Source organism: Candidatus Chlorohelix allophototropha (assembly GCF_030389965.1).
In the GTDB taxonomy this organism is placed as follows: Bacteria; Chloroflexota; Chloroflexia; order Chloroheliales; family Chloroheliaceae; genus Chlorohelix; species Chlorohelix allophototropha.
In genome coordinates, this window is the sequence record NZ_CP128399.1 from 2680186 (window position 1) to 2702020 (window position 21835).

Annotated in this window: 18 protein-coding genes; 10 read left to right on the forward strand and 8 right to left on the reverse strand. The window is 44.7% G+C overall.

What is annotated here, in order from left to right; all coding sequences use genetic code 11:
- Positions 1-8: 8 nt before the first annotated feature.
- The 3 genes from OZ401_RS11735 to OZ401_RS11745 form a co-directional block, all read right to left on the reverse strand.
- On the reverse strand, positions 9-1076 hold the full coding sequence (locus OZ401_RS11735) for a hypothetical protein (RefSeq protein ID WP_341468428.1): 1068 nt from the start codon (positions 1074-1076) through the stop codon (positions 9-11).
- Positions 1073-2947: a DUF3696 domain-containing protein gene (locus OZ401_RS11740; protein WP_341468429.1), complete on the reverse strand. Its 1875-nt coding sequence runs from the start codon at positions 2945-2947 to the stop codon at positions 1073-1075. The genes OZ401_RS11735 and OZ401_RS11740 overlap by 4 nt, the downstream gene beginning before the upstream one ends.
- A 91-nt stretch (positions 2948-3038) precedes the next feature.
- On the reverse strand, positions 3039-3200 hold the full coding sequence (locus OZ401_RS11745) for a hypothetical protein (RefSeq protein ID WP_341468430.1): 162 nt from the start codon (positions 3198-3200) through the stop codon (positions 3039-3041).
- A 320-nt stretch (positions 3201-3520) separates the two neighbouring features.
- Here OZ401_RS11745 and OZ401_RS11750 point away from each other — a divergent pair, with 320 nt between their 5' ends.
- The 7 genes from OZ401_RS11750 (at position 3521) to OZ401_RS11780 (ending at position 10380) form a co-directional block, all read left to right on the forward strand.
- Positions 3521-3790, forward strand: coding sequence for a hypothetical protein (locus tag OZ401_RS11750; RefSeq protein WP_341468431.1), 270 nt, complete (start codon positions 3521-3523; stop codon positions 3788-3790).
- Positions 3791-3817: 27 nt separating this feature from the next.
- On the forward strand, positions 3818-5152 hold the full coding sequence (locus OZ401_RS11755) for a phenylacetate--CoA ligase family protein (protein WP_341468432.1): 1335 nt from the start codon (positions 3818-3820) through the stop codon (positions 5150-5152).
- Between the two features lie 41 nt (positions 5153-5193).
- Positions 5194-5493 carry an EthD family reductase gene (locus OZ401_RS11760; RefSeq protein ID WP_341468433.1) on the forward strand — a complete coding sequence of 100 codons (300 nt, stop codon included), beginning with the start codon at positions 5194-5196 and terminating at the stop codon, positions 5491-5493.
- A gap of 16 nt (positions 5494-5509) precedes the next feature.
- Positions 5510-6286 (forward strand): enoyl-CoA hydratase/isomerase family protein, encoded by a 777-nt coding sequence (locus OZ401_RS11765; protein WP_341468434.1) that lies wholly within the window; start codon positions 5510-5512, stop codon positions 6284-6286.
- Positions 6287-6317: 31 nt separating this feature from the next.
- Positions 6318-7136 carry a 1,2-phenylacetyl-CoA epoxidase subunit PaaC gene (locus tag OZ401_RS11770; protein WP_341468435.1) on the forward strand — a complete coding sequence of 273 codons (819 nt, stop codon included), beginning with the start codon at positions 6318-6320 and terminating at the stop codon, positions 7134-7136.
- Positions 7137-7179: 43 nt separating this feature from the next.
- Positions 7180-8379, forward strand: a complete 1200-nt coding sequence (locus OZ401_RS11775; RefSeq protein WP_341468436.1) for a thiolase family protein — start codon at positions 7180-7182, stop codon at positions 8377-8379.
- Between the two features lie 141 nt (positions 8380-8520).
- Positions 8521-10380, forward strand: coding sequence for a hypothetical protein (locus OZ401_RS11780; RefSeq protein WP_341468437.1), 1860 nt, complete (start codon positions 8521-8523; stop codon positions 10378-10380).
- A gap of 73 nt (positions 10381-10453) precedes the next feature.
- On the opposite strand, the gene OZ401_RS11785 is transcribed toward OZ401_RS11780, so the two are convergent.
- Positions 10454-13408 carry a fibronectin type III domain-containing protein gene (locus tag OZ401_RS11785; RefSeq protein ID WP_341468438.1) on the reverse strand — a complete coding sequence of 985 codons (2955 nt, stop codon included), beginning with the start codon at positions 13406-13408 and terminating at the stop codon, positions 10454-10456.
- Between the two features lie 455 nt (positions 13409-13863).
- On the opposite strand from OZ401_RS11785, the gene OZ401_RS11790 reads away from it, so the two are divergent.
- The 3 genes from OZ401_RS11790 to corA all read left to right on the forward strand — a co-directional run bounded on the left by OZ401_RS11790 (position 13864) and on the right by corA (position 17617).
- Positions 13864-15180: a magnesium transporter MgtE N-terminal domain-containing protein gene (locus OZ401_RS11790; protein WP_341468439.1), complete on the forward strand. Its 1317-nt coding sequence runs from the start codon at positions 13864-13866 to the stop codon at positions 15178-15180.
- 12 nt (positions 15181-15192) lie between these two features.
- Positions 15193-16557, forward strand: a complete 1365-nt coding sequence (locus tag OZ401_RS11795) for an Nramp family divalent metal transporter (RefSeq protein ID WP_341468440.1) — start codon at positions 15193-15195, stop codon at positions 16555-16557.
- 82 nt (positions 16558-16639) lie between these two features.
- Positions 16640-17617, forward strand: a complete 978-nt coding sequence (gene corA, locus OZ401_RS11800) for a magnesium/cobalt transporter CorA (protein ID WP_341468441.1) — start codon at positions 16640-16642, stop codon at positions 17615-17617.
- Between the two features lie 45 nt (positions 17618-17662).
- On the opposite strand, the gene OZ401_RS11805 is transcribed toward corA, so the two are convergent.
- The 4 genes from OZ401_RS11805 to OZ401_RS11820 form a co-directional block, all read right to left on the reverse strand.
- Entirely contained in the window at positions 17663-18676 is a 1014-nt protein-coding gene (locus tag OZ401_RS11805; RefSeq protein WP_341468442.1) for an NAD-dependent epimerase/dehydratase family protein, read from the reverse strand.
- Between the two features lie 71 nt (positions 18677-18747).
- Positions 18748-20313 (reverse strand): MFS transporter, encoded by a 1566-nt coding sequence (locus tag OZ401_RS11810; protein ID WP_341468443.1) that lies wholly within the window; start codon positions 20311-20313, stop codon positions 18748-18750.
- Positions 20314-20468: 155 nt separating this feature from the next.
- Positions 20469-20963 (reverse strand): 2-vinyl bacteriochlorophyllide hydratase, encoded by a 495-nt coding sequence (bchF, locus tag OZ401_RS11815; RefSeq protein WP_341468444.1) that lies wholly within the window; start codon positions 20961-20963, stop codon positions 20469-20471.
- Positions 20964-21101: 138 nt separating this feature from the next.
- Positions 21102-21611: a hypothetical protein gene (locus OZ401_RS11820; RefSeq protein ID WP_341468445.1), complete on the reverse strand. Its 510-nt coding sequence runs from the start codon at positions 21609-21611 to the stop codon at positions 21102-21104.
- Positions 21612-21835 lie beyond the last annotated feature (224 nt).

The window sequence follows — 21835 nt, forward strand, 5'->3', positions numbered from 1 at the left end:
AAGCTTTGTTAATTATATTTTGTAGTTGGAAGATGAGGACCAATATATCCAATTATAATTTTACTTTCTGTAGTGGTTTGATATGGATAAAAATGCAATCTCCAAGCATTTTGTGGGAGTGAACAATGCCATTCAAACGTTCTAGTTTGACCATCGGGACAAACAAAAGTTCGTTTAGACGCATATTCTGCATTATTCATTGTAGACTCGCTTTCCTTTCGAGGTTCTCCACTTACTTGTGAAAAATCAAATGATCCTCGAGTCCGAGTACATGCTACCCTTTCAAGCTCTAATAATCGTTTTTTTATTGATCCAACCAGCTGATTTCCGTTAAGTAAGCCTTTTAGAGCATTACCAACTGAATCACAAAAATCTAATGATGGGAAAAATTCGTGTATGTTATCCCATAAATCTTTACCGTTATTAATCTTATCCAGCCGTTCAGCTTGTTCGGATGGAAGGTCGGTAGGTGAGAAAATTAGTGGGAATTTTTCCCGGATAATTTTGTCTGTAGGTAATTGTATATTTGGATCGATGGTTTCAATTTCTACCTCTATGTCAAGATGAGTAGAAACAGAAGTTAATTTTAATGTTGCTATATTTAATCCTATACCAAAACTATGTTGGTGAAATTTACAGGCTGTTGCAGTTGTTAATAACTCACCAATTCGCTTTTTATTTTCTTCAAGAATTTGTCTAAAAATAAATTCATTTGGCAAAATTTCAATTGTTTTATGTATGGCTAAATGCCCTAAGGCATCAAATTTATTTTCTATGTCACCAATAATGGACTCTTCATCATTATTTTTATCCCTAAAAAACTGATTCAATTTTTGTGTAATCGATATAATTCTTTTGCTATTAATCCCATATCTTCTAAAATCTTCAAACATAGGGAATTTTTGATTATTTATAAGATTGTATGTACATTTCGTGGAATGGAACCATTTATATGGCGAATTTGTGGCTTCAATAAGCCATGCCTCAAGAGCATCTACCCATTCTTCAACTGTAATTTTTTCAGCAGTATCAGAGGGTAATGTCAAAATATGAGGGTCAATAAGAAAACTTATCAAGACCTACCCTCCACTCGACTAATAATACTCTCTGATGTAATGATGCTTTCTTGAATTAAGGTTTCATCAAAGAACCCTTCAGGCCAGTTTTCGATAGCGCCATCTGATGAAATTTGGATTTTTTCAAAAGTGGTAGAGCCTGAGTCATCTTGCTTGGCAAAATATATAACGCAGTCACTTTTTTCCTGACCACCCGCTTGGACAATATGTAAACGAAGTTGGTTAATTAGGTTTTCACTATGAGTTTCAACCAAACATTGTTTGCCACACTTAACCAATCCCACTAGAAAATCTCCTAATCTTGATTGTACTCTAGGATGCAAGTGGAGTTCCGGTTGTTCTACAATTAATAGTGTTCCTTTTGGGGCTAATAAACCCATTACCAGAATTGGGAGTATTTGGCTTACACCTACGCCAACTGCAGTTAGAGGCAAAGGGGCATTACCTTGCTTTGGAATAATTTGCCAAATTACGCCAGTTTGTCCTGCAACCTCAATTTGGACGCGCTCTCCGACATTTAAATACTTAACCCAATTATCCAATGCATTTTTTAATTTATCCTTGTTTATATGTGATTCATAAGGATTATAATACTCTACAAAGTTATTTTGATTCGTATCATAAACATAGGCTGCATATTCTCCTCTGATACCAACATCATCAACTTCACTGCTTGGAGAAAATCTTTGCGCAGCTTGGGGATCTGCACGTAATGGACCTAAATAGCGAATTCGTCGTGTGAAATATTTGGCGATGTAATCTGATATTCGCTGCCATACTTCTAATTCAGGATTTTCAAAGGAAATTATTTCAATTCCCTCATCACTGCTATTAGGAAGTTCTTCATGTTTTAAGTATTCTTCGGTTATTAACGCTAGTATTAATCTATAGGCTGAAATAGTATTCCTTCTAAGGTGTAAGAGTTGTATTTTTTGGAGCCACTTGAATAAATCAAGTAATTTATCTCCTTCAAAGGAGGGGCTTATTTCAAGTTTATTCAACAAATCAAAGAAGTTTTGTTTGAAGTCTGAATCAAGCTCGATATCTTGAATCTCTTTATTTAAGGCAGTTGATCGCGTTGTTTTAGGAAAAGAAGTCATTTCTCTTAAATTCACTCTTCTCTCGAATAAATCAGAAAAGTATCTTTCATACTCTCTTTTTTTACGTTCTACCAACGAGTATTTTCCATAAAATCTTCTCGGGATAAAATGAGAAAGAGAAACTAAATATTCTTTCTTTTGTCCACCTTTATCAACTTTTACGAAGTAAGTTTTGTCGTCATCACCAAACAAGGATTTATAAATATTGTCTGGGATAACATTCGAAAAAAAAGTTCCCCTTAGTGTTTGATCCATTTCGGCAATATTTAATTGGTGCAGATTTTTAGGATTATTTTCTTCCGGGAAAAGCTCCATTTGATATAGCAACGATCTAGTTTCTAATTTTATAGATTTAAGAGATATTTTTGAAGCTTGATCACTTGAAACAGTTTGTTTATTTGGGATTAAACCACTAAATTTAGCGGAAACCTTTACAGTATCATTCAATGATTCTCTGGGTTTTCGCGAGGGAGCTCGGTCTATTGGTACTATTTGATCTAAATCCAATTCAAAATCAAGCTCGATAGTTTTATTTCTTGATTTGTTTTTTAATATATCCTTAAATTGACCAAGTTGAAGAAATAATCCATTAATTATCAACGGGCGATCAGCAATTGGGTTACTCAGTGTTTGAGCAACCATCAAGATTGACTGTAGAATACTACTTTTCCCTGAGCTATTCTGTCCCGATAGCACAGTAAGCCCTGCTAATTCAAGCTCACCTGAGTCATCTATTGGTTTAAAACGTTTTATTCTCCACATCTTTAGCATAAATCAACCTGCCTTACTTGTTATAAATTATAAAAATTTCTTAACATTTGGATTTTTCAGTGCAAAAATAAGTTTAGAGCAATTCTGAAAACTAGAGCGCAAAGAAGGTTAAATAAGTCGCGTTTGTAACAAGCAAGTCATTACAATGTAAATATTCACTTCCAAATTTTGTAGATTCAGAACTGCCGATTTGTAGGTCTTTAAAACTGATAAGGTCGGTAATGTTAAAAGCTGCGTCAAGCTCTGCGGTCATTTATAACTACCTCCCTGAAAACGACTAATCCACAAATTTGTGTGGTTATCCACAACTGCTAGGCACAAGGCATTAAAAAATTACTATATATTGTGGATAACTTAGAAGGTCTAACATGTTTTACCATAATGAGCGGGATATGTCAATATAATTCAGTGGGTAAACGGTGGGTAAATATATTTACCTGATTTTCAGGTTATACCTTGACAGCCCCCGCAACGGGGAACATAATATGCTACAGAATTTTCACTATCGTGCAAATTTCGTTGTATGTTGTGAGAAAAGACTCAAGCAGCTATATTTGCTCTGAGGTAGTACAAATGCTCCCGCGTTCAATGTTCTTTACGCTTTACGGGGTTTATATCCGGCATTTTGGTGAAGAAATCCGCATGGGCAGCCTGATAAGATTGCTGGCAAAGGATTGGCGCGGCGGTGAAGCTTTTGACCTTTTCCGGCGCTATGACGGTTTGTTAGCTGAAGGAGCAGGACGTTATTTTTATCGGCTTTATACGCCTGATGTTTCAGCCGCCCTCGATGAAAAAGCTATTAGAGGGTTACGCGCTCAGCTTGACCCTTTCAGCGTTAGTTGAAAATATGACAAAAGTGAGATGAATAGAATGTATTTCAACGCCGAAATAGAAACTATGCCCCGCGATGAGTTGCGGAAATTGCAACTGGAACGCCTTAAACAAACGCTTGGCTATGCTTATACAAAAGTGGCTTTCCATCAGCACCAGTTTCAACAAGCCAATGTTACGCCTGATTCGTTGCATACGCTGGAAGATTTGAACAAATTCCCCTTCATAACCAAACCACAATTGCGAGAAAATTACCCGTTCGGGCTGTTCGCGGTCAAGCCCAACGATAAGGATAAAATAGTGCGTCTGCACGCTTCCAGCGGCACAAAAGGCAAACCGACAGTAGTGGGTTACACCGCCCACGATATAGAAGTATGGGCGGAGAGTTGCGCCCGCGCAATCGCCTGCGCGGGAGGCAAACCCGGTGATGTGTTGCATGTGGCATATGGCTACGGGCTTTTCACGGGCGGGTTAGGCTTGCACTACGGAGGCGAGAAACTCGGCGCGTGTGTGATACCCGCATCTGGAGGCAATACGCCACGTCAGATATTATTGATGCAAGATTTTCAAGCGCAAGGGCTGTGCTGTACCCCTAGTTATGCCTTGAATCTGGCAGAATATCTCAAAGAGCATAATATCCCGTTGGAAAGTCTGAATCTCAAGTACGGTATTTTGGGTGCAGAACCCTGGACTGAGGAAATTCGGGTCAAGGTTGAGGAGGGCTTGGGCTTGATTGCGCTGGACATCTACGGGTTGAGCGAAATCACCGGACCGGGCGTATCAATGGAATGTCCGTACAAACAGGGCTTGCATATCTGGGAAGATTATTACCTACCGGAAATAATAAACCCTGCTACCCTCGAACCCTTACCGGACGGTGAAATCGGCGAACTGGTCTTTACTACGCTGGCAAAAGAAGCCATCCCTATGATTCGTTACCGCACCGGCGACTTGTGTAACCTAACCTACGAAAAATGCGATTGCGGACGCACGCATGCCCGCATGGGCAAAATCAAAGGGCGCATAGATGACATGCTGATTGTGCGTGGCATCAATGTTTTCCCTTCCGAGATTGAGCGCGTGCTACTGGAATTTGAGGAACTCGCGCCACATTATCAGATTGTGCTGGAGCGCCCGGAAGTGCTGGATGTTGTGACGGTTCATTGCGAATCCACCACCGCCTTTACAGTGAGTGTCTTCGGAGATGCCGAGCATGACGAGGAACATCATCTTTTGAGCAGTTTGCGTCAACATATTATGTTGAAACTGAGAGAGGGTCTGGGAGTCAGTTTGCAGGTGAAAATCAACCCACCTCACACCATTCCCCGCAGCGAAGGCAAAGCGGTGCGCGTAGTGGATAATCGACCAAAATAAAATTCTTATAGCTAATAATCGTGAGGAAAAACATGGTTGTTATGGTAGCGCTGTACAAAGAACCCGCCAACCGGGCAGAATTTGATAAATATTATTGGGAAACACATTTGCTGCTTGCCGGAAAAATCCCCGGCTTGTTAAAAAGTGAAGTATGCACCTTTTACGAACTAGAGGGCGGGGGTGAGCTTCCCTATTACCTAATGACCAAACTTTATTTTAACAGCAAGGAAGAAATGGCAGCCGCTTTCGCCACCCCTGAAGGACGCGCTACCGCCAAAGACCTGCGGAATTTCACCACACCGAGCAGTGTCACCATCACTTACGCCGAAGTTAAAGAATAAGAAAGGGTATGGATAAATGGGCTTTGAGAATATTATCTATGCGAAAGTGGGAGTAGGTATCGCTAAGGTAACGCTGAATCGCCCCGAAGCGATTAACGCTTACACGCTGCTGATGCTAGGCGAGATGGCAGAGGCGTTTGCACAAGCCAAAGCCGATTCTGAAGTTCGCACCGTTATTCTGACCGGGGCAGGGCGTGGTTTCTGCGCAGGGGCTGACCTACGCACCACCAGCACAATGGATTTTGAGAACGCACTACGTACCTATTATCGCCCTATGATTGAAGGCATTACCGGAATGGGTAAACCTGTAATCGCAATGGTAAACGGAGTAGCAGCGGGCGCGGGTATGTCCACCACTCTCGCTTGTGATTTCCGGGTAGCAGCTACTAACACACGCTTTGTAACCGCCTTCTCTAAAATAGGGTTAGTGCCAGACGCGGGTATGTCATACCATCTACCGCGCCTTATCGGAATTGCCCGCGCTCAGGAAATGATTTCTCTGAACCGGGATGTGAGCGGGGAAGAAGCGGTATCAATAGGCTTAGCAACCAAAGTAGTAGCCCCTGAAGAACTTGAAAAAGCTACGCTGGAAATGGCGCACTCGCTGGCTAATACCACTACGCTGGCTTTTGGCATAACTCGCCAGATGTTGCATAGCGCCTTGCAGATGACTCTGGATGAAGCGTTGGCACAGGAAGAAAAGAATCAGGCAATTGCCGGAGCGAGCGAAGATTTCAAAGAAGGGGTAGCCGCCTTTATGGAGAAACGCGCCCCAAATTTCAAAGGGAAGTAATTTTTTGAAGTAGTTGTAAGGAGAAGTACAAATGGCAACCACTATTACTATGAGTGAAGCTGAGATTGAAGCGGCAATGCTGGCAAAAATCGAGAATGGCGAAAAGCTTGAGCCAAACGACCCGATGACCGCCGAATACCGCGAGTTGCTGCTGAACCTGCTTACCATGCAAGCGGATAGCGAGCTTTCCGGCGGGTACGGCTATATCCCATGGATTAGCCAAGCGCCCACCATCGAGGAAAAATTGATTGTTGCCAATATTGTGCGGGACGAGATTTTGCATGGCAAACGCATGTATAAATTGCTGGAAGATTTGGGGGTAGAAGTCGATTCGCGTATCAGGGAAAACGATGAAGCTTTTCTGTATCGGCTGGACGATAACAGCGCCAACATCGGGACACAACGCGCCAAAACCGATAAGCGGGTTAACATCTTCTACTACCCGATTGAAACTTGGACTGATTTTATAATGTTCAATTTCTGCATGGATCGCGGAGCGGGTCACCAATTGCATGATGCGCTACATTGCAGCTACGCACCATGGGCGCGGGTCACCGAACAAATCTTCAAGGAAGAGGTAACACATGTGGCGCATGGCGAGAAGTGGGTAAAGAAATTGGCACAAGACCCCGCAACCCGCGAGGAATGTCAGCAAACCTTTAACAAATGGTATCTGCGCACGATGAACATATTCGGGCGCGGTAACAGCCCCAAAAACGCGCTGTATCGCAAATATCGCCTCAAGTTGCGCGATAACGATGAAGTGCGCGATACTTTTCATCGGGAAGTGGTTGAATTGGTTACAAAGTGGGGGCTGACCGTACCGGAATGGAAACCGGAGAATATATAACGAGCGTTATATATTCAGCCGAGAAAAATAAGGGAAATAGGCGATGGAAGAAGCGGTAATTGTCTCGGCAGTGCGCACCCCTATTGGGCGGTATGGAGGCGCATTGGCAACAGTGCGCCCGGATAATTTGGGCGCAATCGTTATTGCCGAAGCAATCAGGCGCACAGGTATAGAAGCAAGCATGGTTGAAGATGTAATCTTCGGCTGTGCCAATCAGTCGGGCGAAGATAACCGCAACGTGGCACGTATGAGCCTTTTGCTGGCAGGCTTGCCCATTGAAACGGCGGGTGTAACGGTGAATCGTTTGTGCGGTAGCGGACTGCAAGCGGTAAACGATGCGGCACGTGCCATCAAAGTGGGCGAGGGCGAGGTACTAATAGCTGGCGGAGTAGAGAGTATGACCCGCGCTCCTTTTGTAATGGCAAAACCCACCGAGGCATGGCAGCGGGGCAACCCAACTTTGCATGATACTACGCTCGGTTGGCGTTTCATCAATCCGCGCCTTTCCGAGATGTACTACCCTTACAACATGGGCGAAACCGCCGAAAACGTGGTGGACAAGTATAAAATCAGTCGAGAAGATCAGGATTTGTTCGCCTACAATTCGCAGAAGCGCGCCACCAATGCTATCGGTGAGGGAAAGTTCAAAGCAGAGATTGTTCCGGTGAAAGTGCCCCAACGCAAAGGCGAACCGTTTCTGTTTGATACGGACGAACACCCCCGCGCCGATACTACTTTGGAAGCTCTTGCAAAACTCAAACCCGCTTTCCGCAAGGATGGAACTGTAACCGCCGGAAATAGTAGCGGCATCAATGATGGGGCTGCTGCGCTGGTGCTGATGTCCGGCAGCAAAGCAGCACAATTGGGTTTGAAACCTTTGGCGCGGATAGTGACATCAGCGGTGGCAGGGGTTGACCCGGCTACTATGGGGCTTGGACCTATTCCTGCCAGTCGCAAGGCGTTGCAACGCGCCGGGCTTACGGTAGCTGACTTAGATTTAATTGAGATTAACGAAGCCTTTGCTAGCCAAAGCCTCGCATGTATGCGCGAACTAGGACTCGACCCCGAAAAGGTGAACGTGAACGGCGGCGCAATCGCGCTAGGGCACCCGCTTGGTTGTAGCGGGGCGCGCATGCTTACTACTCTTTTATACGAGATGGAACGGCGCGGCTCAAGATATGGGCTGGCGACTATGTGCATCGGGGTAGGGCAGGGCATCGCAACTATCATAGAACGACTATAAACTCCCTTATCTCCTGCTTTTAAAAGACCCTCGGCTTGTTATTTTACCGAGGGTTTTTAGTTTCTCCAATTTTATAACTTGTCGAGGATTAGTGCGTTTTATTATTTAGAGAATCAATTATTTACTCTTAAAGAGGTCAATATGAAAACTCCACTAATCCGGTTTGTATCAATCCTTCTTTTTACCGCGCTGTTGTTACCCCTTGTTACGCAACCAGTTTCTGCCACACAACCTTTTAAAATTTGGGAAGCAACCGCACTGGTTCTCAAGAATAGCGAGTCATATTGCCTTGATACCGGGCAACCGAATCGTATGCTGGTTTATCAGTATGACGCAACCACTACCACTTTAAAAGAAACTTATCTGGTTGATTTGAAAACCGGACAACGCACTTTTCTAAATAGCCATGCCTTTTCACAGTGCGCCCCCAACGGCATAGTTTACGCTGAACCGCAAGACCGCAACGATCCGGGCGTTTTTCGTTACAGTACCACAGAAACGGGCGAATCTAAGCTCGCCTACAAACCCACCTTCATTGCGCTCGATGGCAGCCGTTATCTTTACAACTTTACCCCGGTTTCTAACAACGAAAGCCAAAAATCAAAAATTCTGGTGAGCCAAGATGGTGGCTTGAACTGGCAAGAGATAGGACAGCAATTTAACGGTATGGTGCGTTCCTTTGTTGTAACCAACAGCGATGCTCGTTCAGCTTACGCGCTAGTACAAGACCCGCAAACAGGGTCTGATAGTACGCGTAATATTGCAATTTACCTCACTCAGGATGCCGGGGCAAGTTGGAGCAAACGTTTTGAAGGAACCGCGCCCTATGATTTCTCACGCGCCGGTATTGCGGTTTACCTGACTAATTTGAGCCAGAATCCACAAATACCTGTAAACGTTATCGGGCTTATATATGAGGGAGGTGGATTCGGTTCCAGCAATGTACGGGAACTAAAAGTATCCGTCAATGGCGCGGCTTCCTTTACCTCGCTAGGCTTCAATAGAATGTCAAGCGCCGTAACAGCTTATTATAGCAATGGGAAATTGCTACGAATTAGCAAAGGGTATCCTTATAGCCCGGCTAATACCAAACTGGATTATTCAAGTGATGGGGGTGTAAATTGGCAAAATTTGAGCTTACCGAACGAGTTGGCAAGTGGTAGCGATTATAGTGTTTATTTGCAATTTTACCAATCACCGGTAGTCACATCCAACATCTATGCCAGCCGCAAGGAGGGCATCTGGATGTCGCCTGATTTGGGGCAATCGTGGCAAAAAATAACCGGAAACCCGCCCGGTCTGGGGCTTATATTTTCACCTTACGCGCCTTCCCGAATTTATACATTGGGAGAAGACCAACGTTTCTACAGCCTAGATGTTTCCGAATACGACAAATCGCTTACAGCAGTAGCGCCTGATAACGACCTTTCCGGCGAGAATTTCTTTTTCCCTCAAACCGGGCATAACCTGAACGGGATATTCAAACAATACTGGCGGGACAAAGGTGGGCTAATGCAATTCGGTTACCCTCGCACAGAGCCTTTCTATGAGGTCAATCCCGCCGATGGCAAAATCTATCTAGCGCAGTATTTCGAGCGCAACCGTTTTGAATACCATCCCGAATTGTCCGGGACTCCCTACGAAGTGATGTTTGGTTTGCTGGGCAACCAGCTAACGGAACCGTTACGCCAAGCCGGGCATGGGGCATTCAACCGCTTCGAGGATATGCACTATCCGAACGCAACATGGTTCCCCGAAACCGGGCATAACCTACGCAACTCTTTTAAAGGTTACTGGGAAAGTCACGGTGGACTGTTTATGTATGGCTATCCTATCAGCGAGGAATATTACGAGCTTAACCCGGATGACGGTAAAAGCTACGTGGTACAATACTTTGAGCGGGCGCGCCTTGAATGGCATCCTGAGTTAAGCGGAACTCCATTTGGGGTGTTGATGGGCTTGCTGGGCAACGCTCTATTAAGAAACAAAGAGTGGCTATAAATAACGCAATTAAAAACCCCTCTCCTTTTTACAGAAGAGGGGTTTTGTTATTTCAAAGATAACTTGTGCTGGACTAGGATTTCCCGGTCTTTACACAAGTCATTACGTCTCGCCCAGCGTTGGCTACTATCTCTCTACCAGTAAAGTGGTGGACATAGAGACCAAATAAGGTGACCCCGTTCAATTTCAAACCATCTAACTGCATTGAACCGGGTAATAAAACGCCATTACCATCTAGCTCCACACCGGGACCAGTTGAGCAACTACCAACAATAGTTGTGCCTTGATTGACGGTGGCGAAAGCAGCAGTAGGACTTGTTATAGTAACCTTGGTTACACTAAAGGTTATTATTTTATTGGTAGCGCTACCATTAGCTTGTGCAATTGCCCAAGATAATGTATTGGCGGTATTACCAGTACCGTCGTCAGTTCCTACACTCACAACCCACGGCGTAGCGCCCGGTGTGGTAAGTACACCCGCTTGTGGAGAAGGATCTGAAGCTCCATCGGATGTTGGCGCTGAAGCACGTACAAGGCTTGAATTAATTGCTTTTACCCGATATAGGTACAATTTACCAGCAGTTAGCCCGGTATCGCTGAACGTGGTAGTGGTTGGGCGACTGGCAGGGTTGCTAACTTCCGCCCAGCCTGAACTTACACCTACTTGCATACGCTCTACCACATAACTACTAGGAGAACCAGAGGGAGCAGTCCAATTCACCGTTAGAGTGGTGCCAGTAACACTTGTAAAGTTAACCGCTGTGGGCGGTGCAAAGGCAGTAGTAGCAGCGACAGACCCCGATGCGGTGCCGTTGCCAGACGAAAAACCTTGTATCTGAATATTGTAGTTTGTGTTAGCGGCAAGACCGGTTGCTAAAAAACTGTCGGTCGCACCCGTGCCGGCAAGAGGCCCTACGCTAAAGGTAAGAACCGGAGAAGCGCCGATTTGGAAGATGATTCTATAACCGTCTTCAAAAGTTGAGTTATCAGTCCACTGAACCAATTCTTGACTGCTACCACGAGAAGCGGCAATCACATTATTCGGGGCGGTAGGCGCTATTTCTGAGTACACAATATTGGAGTAATCAGAATAGATAGTGCCTTCCGTTGAGCTAGGAGCGGTTTCATAAGCCTTTACGCGGTAAAGGAAACAACACCCACCAGCCAAAGCGCTATCAGGATAACTGGTAACGTCACTTTGAGAAGGTCCTATTTGTGAAAAAACAGGGGGAGACGTTAAAGTGCTACGCTCAACAATGTATCCTGTATTATGTGTTGAATTATCAGTCCAACCCACAGTAATAGAACTCGCAGTGGAAGTGACAGGTTGTAGATTGGAAGGCGCATTCAGCACTGTAAATTGATGGGCAGAAGAAGAGACTAGATCACCTGCAGGCGCTCCCAACGCCGTCACCTGATATTCGTAGCCTGTACCTTCTGATAAGCTCGTGTCATCAAAGCTGGTTTTTGTGTTGCCAGTAAAGGGACTGCCGGTTACCGATGTCCAAGTACCACCTGCCGGGTAAGGGCGACGTTCAACTTTAATGCTTGTCGCGTTAGGCGAATTATTTTGCCAAGACAGAGTCAGAGAAGAATTTGTTACATTAGAGAAAGTCAGGTTCGAGGGTGCAGCATCAAAATAGCCACCGCCTGCACCCGTTACTCTTGAAATGTAAAAACGGAAGCCCCCGGAGGTGGTTACTTTCTTACCTGCAATTGTCAGTTGATTATTGTACCAACCAATGCTGGCTCTATCAATATTGGTACTGGAATCGGCAACACTGCTGTTAACATCGCCGGGACCAAAGGTAACGCCACTATCGCTGGTATACAGGTAAAAAACCCCGCGAACGTTTACCTGGAAAGCAACATAGACTGAGCCGTCGCCCGTACTCACTGCCGAATAATATTTTATGAGATTATCGTAGTTATTGGGGTTAACAACATTAAGCGTGCCAGTTACGCAGCTTCTAGTCGGATTATTGATGGGGTTAACAGTATTCCCGGCAGAACCACTCCAGCCGGTTGTTTTGTCATATTTAATCATGCTGACACAGGTTTTCCCGGCAAAAACAAAGGCGTTGCCCTTGTTATCCACCCCAATACCGGGCCAAGGGGATAAACTTTCGAGGTTATAAGAATAAATTGGTCCCCATGCTCCACCTATCCGCGCGATTGTTTTGTGACAAGGGAACTTAGTGCCAGTGCTGGTAACCGAATAATCTTCTCCGCAACGGTATGCTAAAAACAGGTTACCGTCCTTATCAGCCACCATATTAGGATATCTGAAGAAGGTAGTATCGGTTGGTGAAACCCCAACGCCGGAATTGCCATTATTGATGGGGTCATTACCCCAGTTTGGGCTAAGAGCGCTGGTCTCGGTTACATCTATCCGCCAAGTATCACCATAATTTTTTCCGGTTTTGGCGCTATAAGCTAGATATAGCTTATCAGGAGCATTCGGATATAAACTGGTGGTAAGTGATACATATTCGCAAATTAAGGCACCACATACATTGTTCATTATTTGTATGCGTGAGGAAGGAGCCTCTACATAACTAGAGCCGTTCCAATTATATTTAACATAGTACAGCCTGTTTGATCTGCTATAGACAATGTGAAGGTCGCCACGGCGATCAAAAGCCCCGCTAAAGTTAGGGTAACTAACTCCACCATTAGGCCATGAGTTTACTTCGACATAACTGCTATAGTTATCATGGCTGGAAAAAAAGAAAACCCCACCCGTTGCACTAAAACTTATGGGGTTACTGTTAGGATTATCAGAACTGAAAAAGCCCAATACTACAGTATGCCCGGTTACAGGATTAATAAGAGTCTGTGGAAAATCCAGCGTTGCCATAAGCCCATTGGTAGGGACTTGTGGCTGAGGAGTCCAAGTTACGGCAGCATGGGTCTGGTTTGATGTGCTAAAAAAAGTGAGAAAACCGAGGAAGGCTATTAGCAAAAAGGCTATACCGCCGATTAAAAGAGTTCGGCGGCTCAAACGAGGCGATTCGGTTCTAACCATTAAATAAACTCTCCTCTAAAGGTTGCCACAAATGACAATCTCTGGTAATTCATGCAGTTTGAAGCAGCTTGTGAAATGCAAGCTCAGCCTCATACTACAATCCCTCTTGGTTCATTTGTACAGGAGCTTTAAAGATCACGATGTCGAGTATATCACAAAGCTAATTTTCAATTATTAGATAGGCTCACAATAAATGCAGCCTACTTAGTAGTTAATTGTTATTATAACATACCTGAAAAAGCCGGGTTTCACTATAAAATAGGCTGTAAGAACAAAAACAATGCAGATTAGCTAAAAAGTACTATGCCACTATTTAGCGATAGGGATATTTCTGAACACTTGTTTATGTAACTTGTCAGCCGGGCAAGCAAACGCTTATAATATAATTAACCAGCCTACTATCCAGTGAAACTACTCAAATCTCATTCTCAGCACATAAGCTCGAGGAAATCCAGATGAATTTAATGTTCTTCAGTTTGCTGGTTGGCAAATCTATACTTGACAGAAATGGAGAGAAGATTGCCAGCCTTAAAGATTTGATTGTGCGTATAAATCCAATCGTTGGTAAAAGCGAAGAGAAATACCCACCTCTCGCCGGAATATTGGCGCACTCCAATAGCCGAGAATTCTGGATTCCGGCTTCACAGGTGCAAGAATTTGAGCAAGGTAAAATCAGACTGCATGATGCGAAGGTGAGCCTTGAGCGATTTGAACGCCGAGATGGCGAAATTCTACTGTACAAGGATGTACTGGATAAACAGTTAGTAGATGTTGAGGGGCGGAGGGTCATTCGGGTAAATGATTTGGCATTGGGCAATGCTCCCAACGAATTAACGCCCCGTTTGGTAGGAGTAGATATTTCTTTTCAAGCGTTGGTACGGCGCATTTTACCGTTTGGCGGAACCCCCAGAGTAAGTCGCTTGAGCCGAAATGAAAACCTGCTCGACTGGGCAGATGTAGAGTATTTTGCGAGCAGCGCGCCAAGCGTGCGTCTCAATGTTTCTCATGCGCGCTTGGCAAAAATGCATCCGGTGGATATAGCGCGGTTGCTGGACGAGCTTTCCTACGTGCAGGGCGCAGAAATTGTGAACGCCCTTGATGATGAAACTGCCGCCGATGCGCTTGAAGAGATGAACCCGGATTATGCTGCCGATATTCTGGAAGGTTTGAGCGAAGACCGCGCCGCTGATATTCTGGAAGAGATGCAGCCGGACGATGCTGCGGATGTTATTGCCGATTTGGACGAAAATAAAGCACAGGCATTATTGGAATTGATGGAAGAAGAAGAATCAGAAGAAGTGCGGGAACTGTTGGCTTATGATGAGGATGCCGCCGGTGGTATCATGACCAACGATTTCCTGATGTTACCTGATAATCTTGGTGCTTCCGAAGCGCTCCAAACCATTCGTGAACTTGAAACCCAACCCGAATTTGTAGATTATATTTATGTGGTTGAACCGGATAGTGAAAAACTGGTGGGTGTAGCAGCGCTTCGGGATGTTGTTTTCTGCCAACCGCGCACTACCTTACTTTCCGAATTGATTGTACGTAATTATATAAGCATGAAAACCGATTCAAAAGCAGAGGATGCAGCGGCAGTGTTAGCAGATTACGGCTTTCGTGCCTTACCAGTGCTTAATGAGGAAGGCGAAATCAAAGGTATTATCACGTTTGATGATGCGCTTGATCTAATCTTACCTGAAGATTTGCGACGACGACTGCCGAATATTTTTAAGAACCATCGGGGTATGGTAAGTTTCGTCAAAAAATAAAAGAAGGGTTTCGTGGCAAAAGAAAATCAGGACAAGGTAGGGAATGTAATTACAACCCCCAATGAAACACCCGAGAAGAATGAGCCGCGTCCGGTAAGAAAAGGGCGGTTTTTCTTTTTTCTTGGTATGCTCGGTCCGGGATTAATTGCGGCAAACGCCGGGAATGATGCCGGAGGAATTGCTACCTATAGCCAAATGGGGGCGCAATACGGTTACAACCTCTTATGGGTGATGATTGTCATTACCTTCTCACTGGCAGTAGTGCAAGAAATGTGCGCCCGCTTGGGGGCAGCAACCGGTAAGGGCTTAAGTGCGCTGATTCGCGAAAACTTCAGCATTCGCTGGACTACTTTCCTCATGTTGGCGCTCCTGATTGCCAATGCCGGAACAACAATTTCAGACTTTATCGGTATCGCCGCCGCGATGGGCATCTTCGGTGTGCCTGCGTGGATTAGCGCGCCGGTTGCCGGGTTAACGCTGTGGTTCTTCATTGCACGCGGTTCTTATGGTAGAGCCGAAAAAATCTTCCTGTTTATGACCTTTGCCTTTTTTGCTTATGTATTCGCCGCAATTGTAGGGCATCCTAATTGGGGCGAAGTTGCTACCCACGCCCTTACCCCAACCATAAAAAGTGATAGCGCTTATATTCAGACCATTATGGCGGCAATAGGTACAACCATTACCCCCTATATGCAATTGTTTTTGCAAAGCGCGGTGGTGGAAAAAGGGGTGACGATGCGAGATTATGGCTACCAGAGATTGGAAGTTTATCTAGGGTCTATCTTCTCAAATACAATCTCCGCCTTTATTATAATTGCTTGCGGCGCCACTATTTTTATGAGCAGCCCGATTATAAACGGTGAGCATCAGGGCGTGGAAATAAATACCGCCAGTGATGCAGCCAAAGCGCTTGAGCCGCTTTTGGGTAGCTATGCTACGCAGGTGTTCGCGTTAGGTTTATTGGGCGCATCGCTACTTGCCAGTGGCGTGTTACCGCTGGCTACTTCTTATTCGATTTGTGAAGCATTCGGTTTCGAGAACGGCATTTCCTTCAAATGGAAGGAAGCGCCCGTCTTTTGGAGTATTTTTACCTTCCTGATAGTCGCCGGGGTGGGTGTCACTATTATCCCCGGAGTTTTGAATTATACCGTAGCGATATTGCTCATAATCCAGATTGTCAACGGTATGATTTTACCCTTAATACTGGTAGCTATTTTGTTGCTCATCAACAAAAAATCCTTAATGGGTAAATATATCAATGGTAAAATTTACAACATAATAGCGTGGACAACCGCTGTAGGCGTGGGAATTCTTTCAATTATACTCCTGACCGTGACTGTTTTTGGACTCTTCAATGTAAACATATTGCCTTCATAGCAAGGTATAATCAAAAATGGGTATTCCCCCCTTTTTCAGCGGTTTCTAATAACTTTACCCTCAATCTAATGGAGTAAAGCGTGTGATAAAAGCCTTAGTAGCGGATACGCAGACTCATAACTCCCGCAATTTTCAAGATTTGGATAAGATTAGCGACTTGTTGAGCGACTCTGCTAATTTTTTCTGGCTCGACCTCTCTTCCCCCTCGGAGGAAGAGTTAAATATGGTGGCAAAGGAATTCAACTTCCACCATTTAGCCATGGAAGATGTCACTCATCGTCTCCAACGCCCCAAGATTGAAGAATACGAAAACTATTTTCTGGGAATCTTTTACTCTATCAGTTTGAAGGATGAATTTAAGGAACTAGTTTTCCATGAATTAGCCTTTTTTATCGGGGCAAATTATTTGGTAACTATACATTATGAGCCAATTCCTGAATTGGCAGAAGCAGAGGCGCGCTGGAAACGTAACAATGTGCAGACAGTCAAAATGATAGGACCAGTTGTCTATGCCATGCTTGATACGTTGGTAGATAACTATTTTCCGATTATGGATAAAATGGTGGATTATGCCGAAGAGTTAGAGGATGATATTTTTCAAGGCAATGGCATGCACACCAAAGTAACCGGCAAACTGTTAGAGCTTAAAAAGTTGTTTTTGCAAATGCGCCGGATAATAGCGCCTGAACGTGATATTCTCAATGTGCTGACCAATCGCGATAACCGGATTTTTGGCGACGATGCCCTGTTTTACTTCCGGGATGTTTATGACCACCTAACGCGGGTCACCGATACCCTTGACCTATACCGCGACCAGATTGGTAGCACTATGGAAGCAAATCTATCGGTTGCGTCAAACGATCTCAATAGCGTGATGCGTACTCTTACTGCTTTTTCCATTATCCTTATGACCGATGCCCTGATAAGCGGGATATATGGGATGAATTTTGAGAATATACCCGAACTCAAATGGAGTTTCGGCTACTATGGCGCGTTATCTTTAATGGTGGGCATCACCGTAGGGCTTGTATTTTATTTCAAAAGAAAGAAATGGCTTTGAGTAATTGCGTCTTTACTCGATAACAGGATGCACACCTGTTCTTTTTCATTTTTTGTTCCAAGCTTCAAGAACTTCTCGTTCTTTATCCAAAGAGATTCCGGCGTAGCGCAGCACTTCCGACGGGCGCACCCTATCCCACTCAAAGGTAGCTCGAACAGTTTCCGCCAACGGGCGGATGGTCAAGCCTTTTGAAAGCGCTTTGGTGATATTTGTTGCGCCCAAAGCTCTGGACATTGGATCAGAGGCGGGAATCCAAAGCGGTAAACCCAACCATGGCATTATTTTCTCATCCAATATAAATTGATCGTCCACCCAAGTTAAGTGAGCGTTACCGCCACAAACTCGATTAGATTCTTCGAGGAACACACCCATTGTCAGGGTATAATCTGGTCCGGTAAAGTTAAAGACCCCTGTTTCAAGCTTCTCCGCCAGACGCAGCGTACCCTCGGCTAAATCGCGCACATCAATAAACTGAACTGGACGCGCAGGTGAACCGGGAGCAAGCACTTCTCCACCTTGCGGCAGCCGATGTACCCAATAGGTGAAGCGATCGGAGGGGTCGTAGGGACCAACAATCAAGCCCGGTCGAATTATCAACGCGCCGTCCGAAAACTGCGCCTGTACCTCTTTTTCGCAAAGGGCTTTTAGTGGACCGTAATTCTCCGGCGAAATCTCACGCGGGGAGGAGGTTTTTTCTACTTCCTCCTCAGAAATTGTAGCCAGTTCGTCTTCCTCAACCAAGCCAGTTTTACCTTGATCGGCATAAACCGAAATGGTAGAGATAAATACATAGAGTCGAGCGGAACCTGCAAGCAAACTTGCTGTTTGGCGAACCGCGCCCGGCAAATAGCCACAGGTATCAATTACTATATCAAAGCTACGCCCTGTTAGTGCGCTTAAATCTTGTTCGCGATCACCTAATAGCTTTTCGACTTGGGGAAACTGGTCAGGATTAGTGCGCCCCCGGTTAAAGGTGGTAACGTTATGCCCGGCTTTGAGAGCTGCTTCTATCAAAGGATATCCCAAAAAACGAGGACCACCGATCAATAGTAGCTTCATTATTCAATCCGCTTTCTTTATAAAAAAGAAACCCGCCCCGTAAGTGGAGCGGGTAAGAATTCTGAATTATCTTAAGCAACACCACCGGCATTAGTCCCTGAAGCTACAGCAATAGCCTCTTCTGGATGAATTGCGGCAGTAATTTCAGCAATCTCTTTCTGGAACTGCGGAACACTTACTCTAGTAAACAAGGCAAGCGCCAGAGCCGTACCAATTGCCTGAGTGAGAAATACAAAGCCATAGCCTACGCTCAAGTTATTGGGGAAAGCATTGAAGGCGAAATCTCGCAACGCCCCTGCGCCCAAATTAGCCAGTCCGGTTCCAAACGCCTGAGCAATACCCCAAACCCCGATGTACAAAGCCGCGTTCGCCTTATCAGTAATATCCATCATTGTACCGATTAGACCGGGAACACTTGTGCCTAAACCCAATCCCATAATTATCAGCCCAATGGTAAATATTGATTTATCGCCTGCAATTGCGGCATCCCAAGCTTTGCGAGCCGCTGCGTAAGCATCTTCACTGATCAAACCGCTGGCATGAGCATTGTTGGCAGCATCATAAGCTTGAATTGCCGCCTGATCTACTTTGAAGATGAAACCAGAAACAGCTTGGAGAAGCATTCCAATAACTGCTACCCCCAAACCGCCATAAATTGAATAGCGTTTGTTTATCCACAGGGTTACTACCCCGGCTCCGATCATAGCCACCAAAATCGGCCCATTGAGAGTTGCCTGAATTGCGCTCCGTTCGGCGACGGTCATACGATACACATTACCGGCATAAGCAGGCGCGAGGATATCACGCATAAAGGTAAAAGCGCAATAAACAAATAGGAAGCTCAAAAAGACCCGCGCTTGCCTGATACTGGTAACTACCTTAAATGCCTGCCTGAAATTGACATGGGTACGTTTGTGGTCAATTGCACCCTCACGACGTGGCTCTATCATAGAAGTTCCAATAACCGACAGAAATACTAGTACCAGTAATATTGCCGGGAAAAGGAAAAGGAAAATAGGATACAGCGAGTTGTAATCAAAGCTGCGTCCTTCGTTCTCCGGCAGAATAACCCGTCCTACAATGGAACTGATAATTATTCCGGCAATTAGCAAAGTCCAGCCGATAGAAGCCAGAAAACCGCGCACCCGTTCGGAGGTGGTATCCACCAAAACTGCCAGCGCAGCAGTACCCATTATGGAAATGCCGGTGCCGTTTATCAAGAATACCAGAATGGCTACAATAACCCAGAAAAAGTTACTTTGATAATTGCCGGTATTGGCTACTTCTCCGGTAATACGATGGAAGTTCGGGTCGCGCAATTGCTGCACCACCAGCAAGATAAGCGGATATGAGCCGGCTAGAGTTATGCCGCCAATCGCTATGAAGGGCGCGCGGTGCATTTTGAAAATGGAATAGCGGTCTGACAAAGAGCCGATATAACTTCTGATAGGTTCAATGAAATAGTGGCTACCTAGCAAAACACCAACAAGAATAGCAGGTACGCCCAGTTCGTTTATCATAACCGGGTCAAGGATACTACTTATAATTCCGGCGGAGAAACCGGAAGCCACCTGAAACATCAGAACTAGGAAGAAAACCAGCCCAACCAGAAATTTATTTCTTTTCGCTATTACCATATTTCCCAACTCCTAAAATATATCGCTAAAGGTGCAGATCACTTCCCCCGAACATTGATTATTTTTAAATAAAGGGTCAACCCCTTCTAGCTTGTGCAGAAAGGGTTGGGATGTAAAAAATTTCAATTTTAAACGGATTGCTCGGCTTTTTGACGCTAGACTGCCGGTTTATCAACCGTTTCCAAAGTAGCCATAGTGCCGCGTTTCTTGTGATGCTGACGATTTACAAGCCATTTCAAAACGTATTGTGCAGCATTTAGCAGATAGCTTACATAAGCTATTACTACCAGCAGCAACAGGGTTTTATGATCCCTGACCCCAAATAACAAAGCTACCAAATAGATTGAGTGTGCAACCATTACAATGGTAGTAATAAAATCTTCCCAGAAAAATTGGGGGGCAAAATACCAATGATCGAAAACATCTTTCTCCCAAAACATTCCGGTAATGCACATGAAATAGAGAAAAAGGATTTTGAATATAATAGTAGCATTGGTAATGTCGAACAGGCTATCGGAGAAGAAAGTGCCGATTACAAATCCGAGGCTTATGAGGAAAACCAGAAATTGAAAGGGCGCACCCCAGATTTGTACTTTTGTCCAAACACTGTTAGCTCTTCGTGCGTACTGTTCAGGTGTGTAGGTACTCATCTTTTACCTTTTTGGGTTTGATGTGAAAAAAATTCAGGCTTCTATAAAAATCTTACTAATGAAAAGAGGTGTAGTATGTAGTGGCAACTACAAAAGCTACACCTCGGTACCTCACCTGGAATTTAAAATAAAACCCTTTTACTTGTTCGGCATGTCTAGTTTGGAACCAAGCTTTCCAAGCATAGTACCCCGATCAACTGGCAAGTCAAACTGGGATACTTCATGTTCTTCTTGGTCTTCTTCGAAAAAGGAAAAAGGCGCACCGGGACTCGAAGGACTGAGCGAATGTGCTTGGAAATAGTTAGCATGCCAAACCGCATGTATTTCGGAACCTTGCTGAATTTCCTCTTCAGTAGGAGCCGGAGCTACCTCGGCAAGCCCGGTATAAAGCTTTATGCGTTCTTCTTCGGTGAAAAGTTCCGGCGGAACTTCATGACGCAAATACTCTTCCATCCGTGTGTAGAAAAGAGCGCGTTCAATTACCGGAAAAGAACCATTTATCAAGCGCAGATTGCCCAGATACGCAATAGTACGCTGGCGAGGCTCACCGGCGCCGTTTTTATAGCTTTGAACGAGGTAAGCATCGTAAAAGGTAATTTTAGCAAGGTCTTCGTTCTTGTGACGTCTAATTACCCATTTTACATACATATAATCTATTCCCCTAGACCGTTTATCCAGTATTTGAGATGCAAATCTTACTTCAACTTCACTCGAAGAGGTATTCGGTTGCAGATAGGCTTAGTATAGCAATGAAAATTAGGGGTTTTATGTAGTTGGGACTACCAAACTGGGGCTTAATAGATTGCCAACTGCATGATTAAATTAAGCCTTGTAAGGCTATCCCTTCCCTAGAATCGTAGTTCACGCTACAG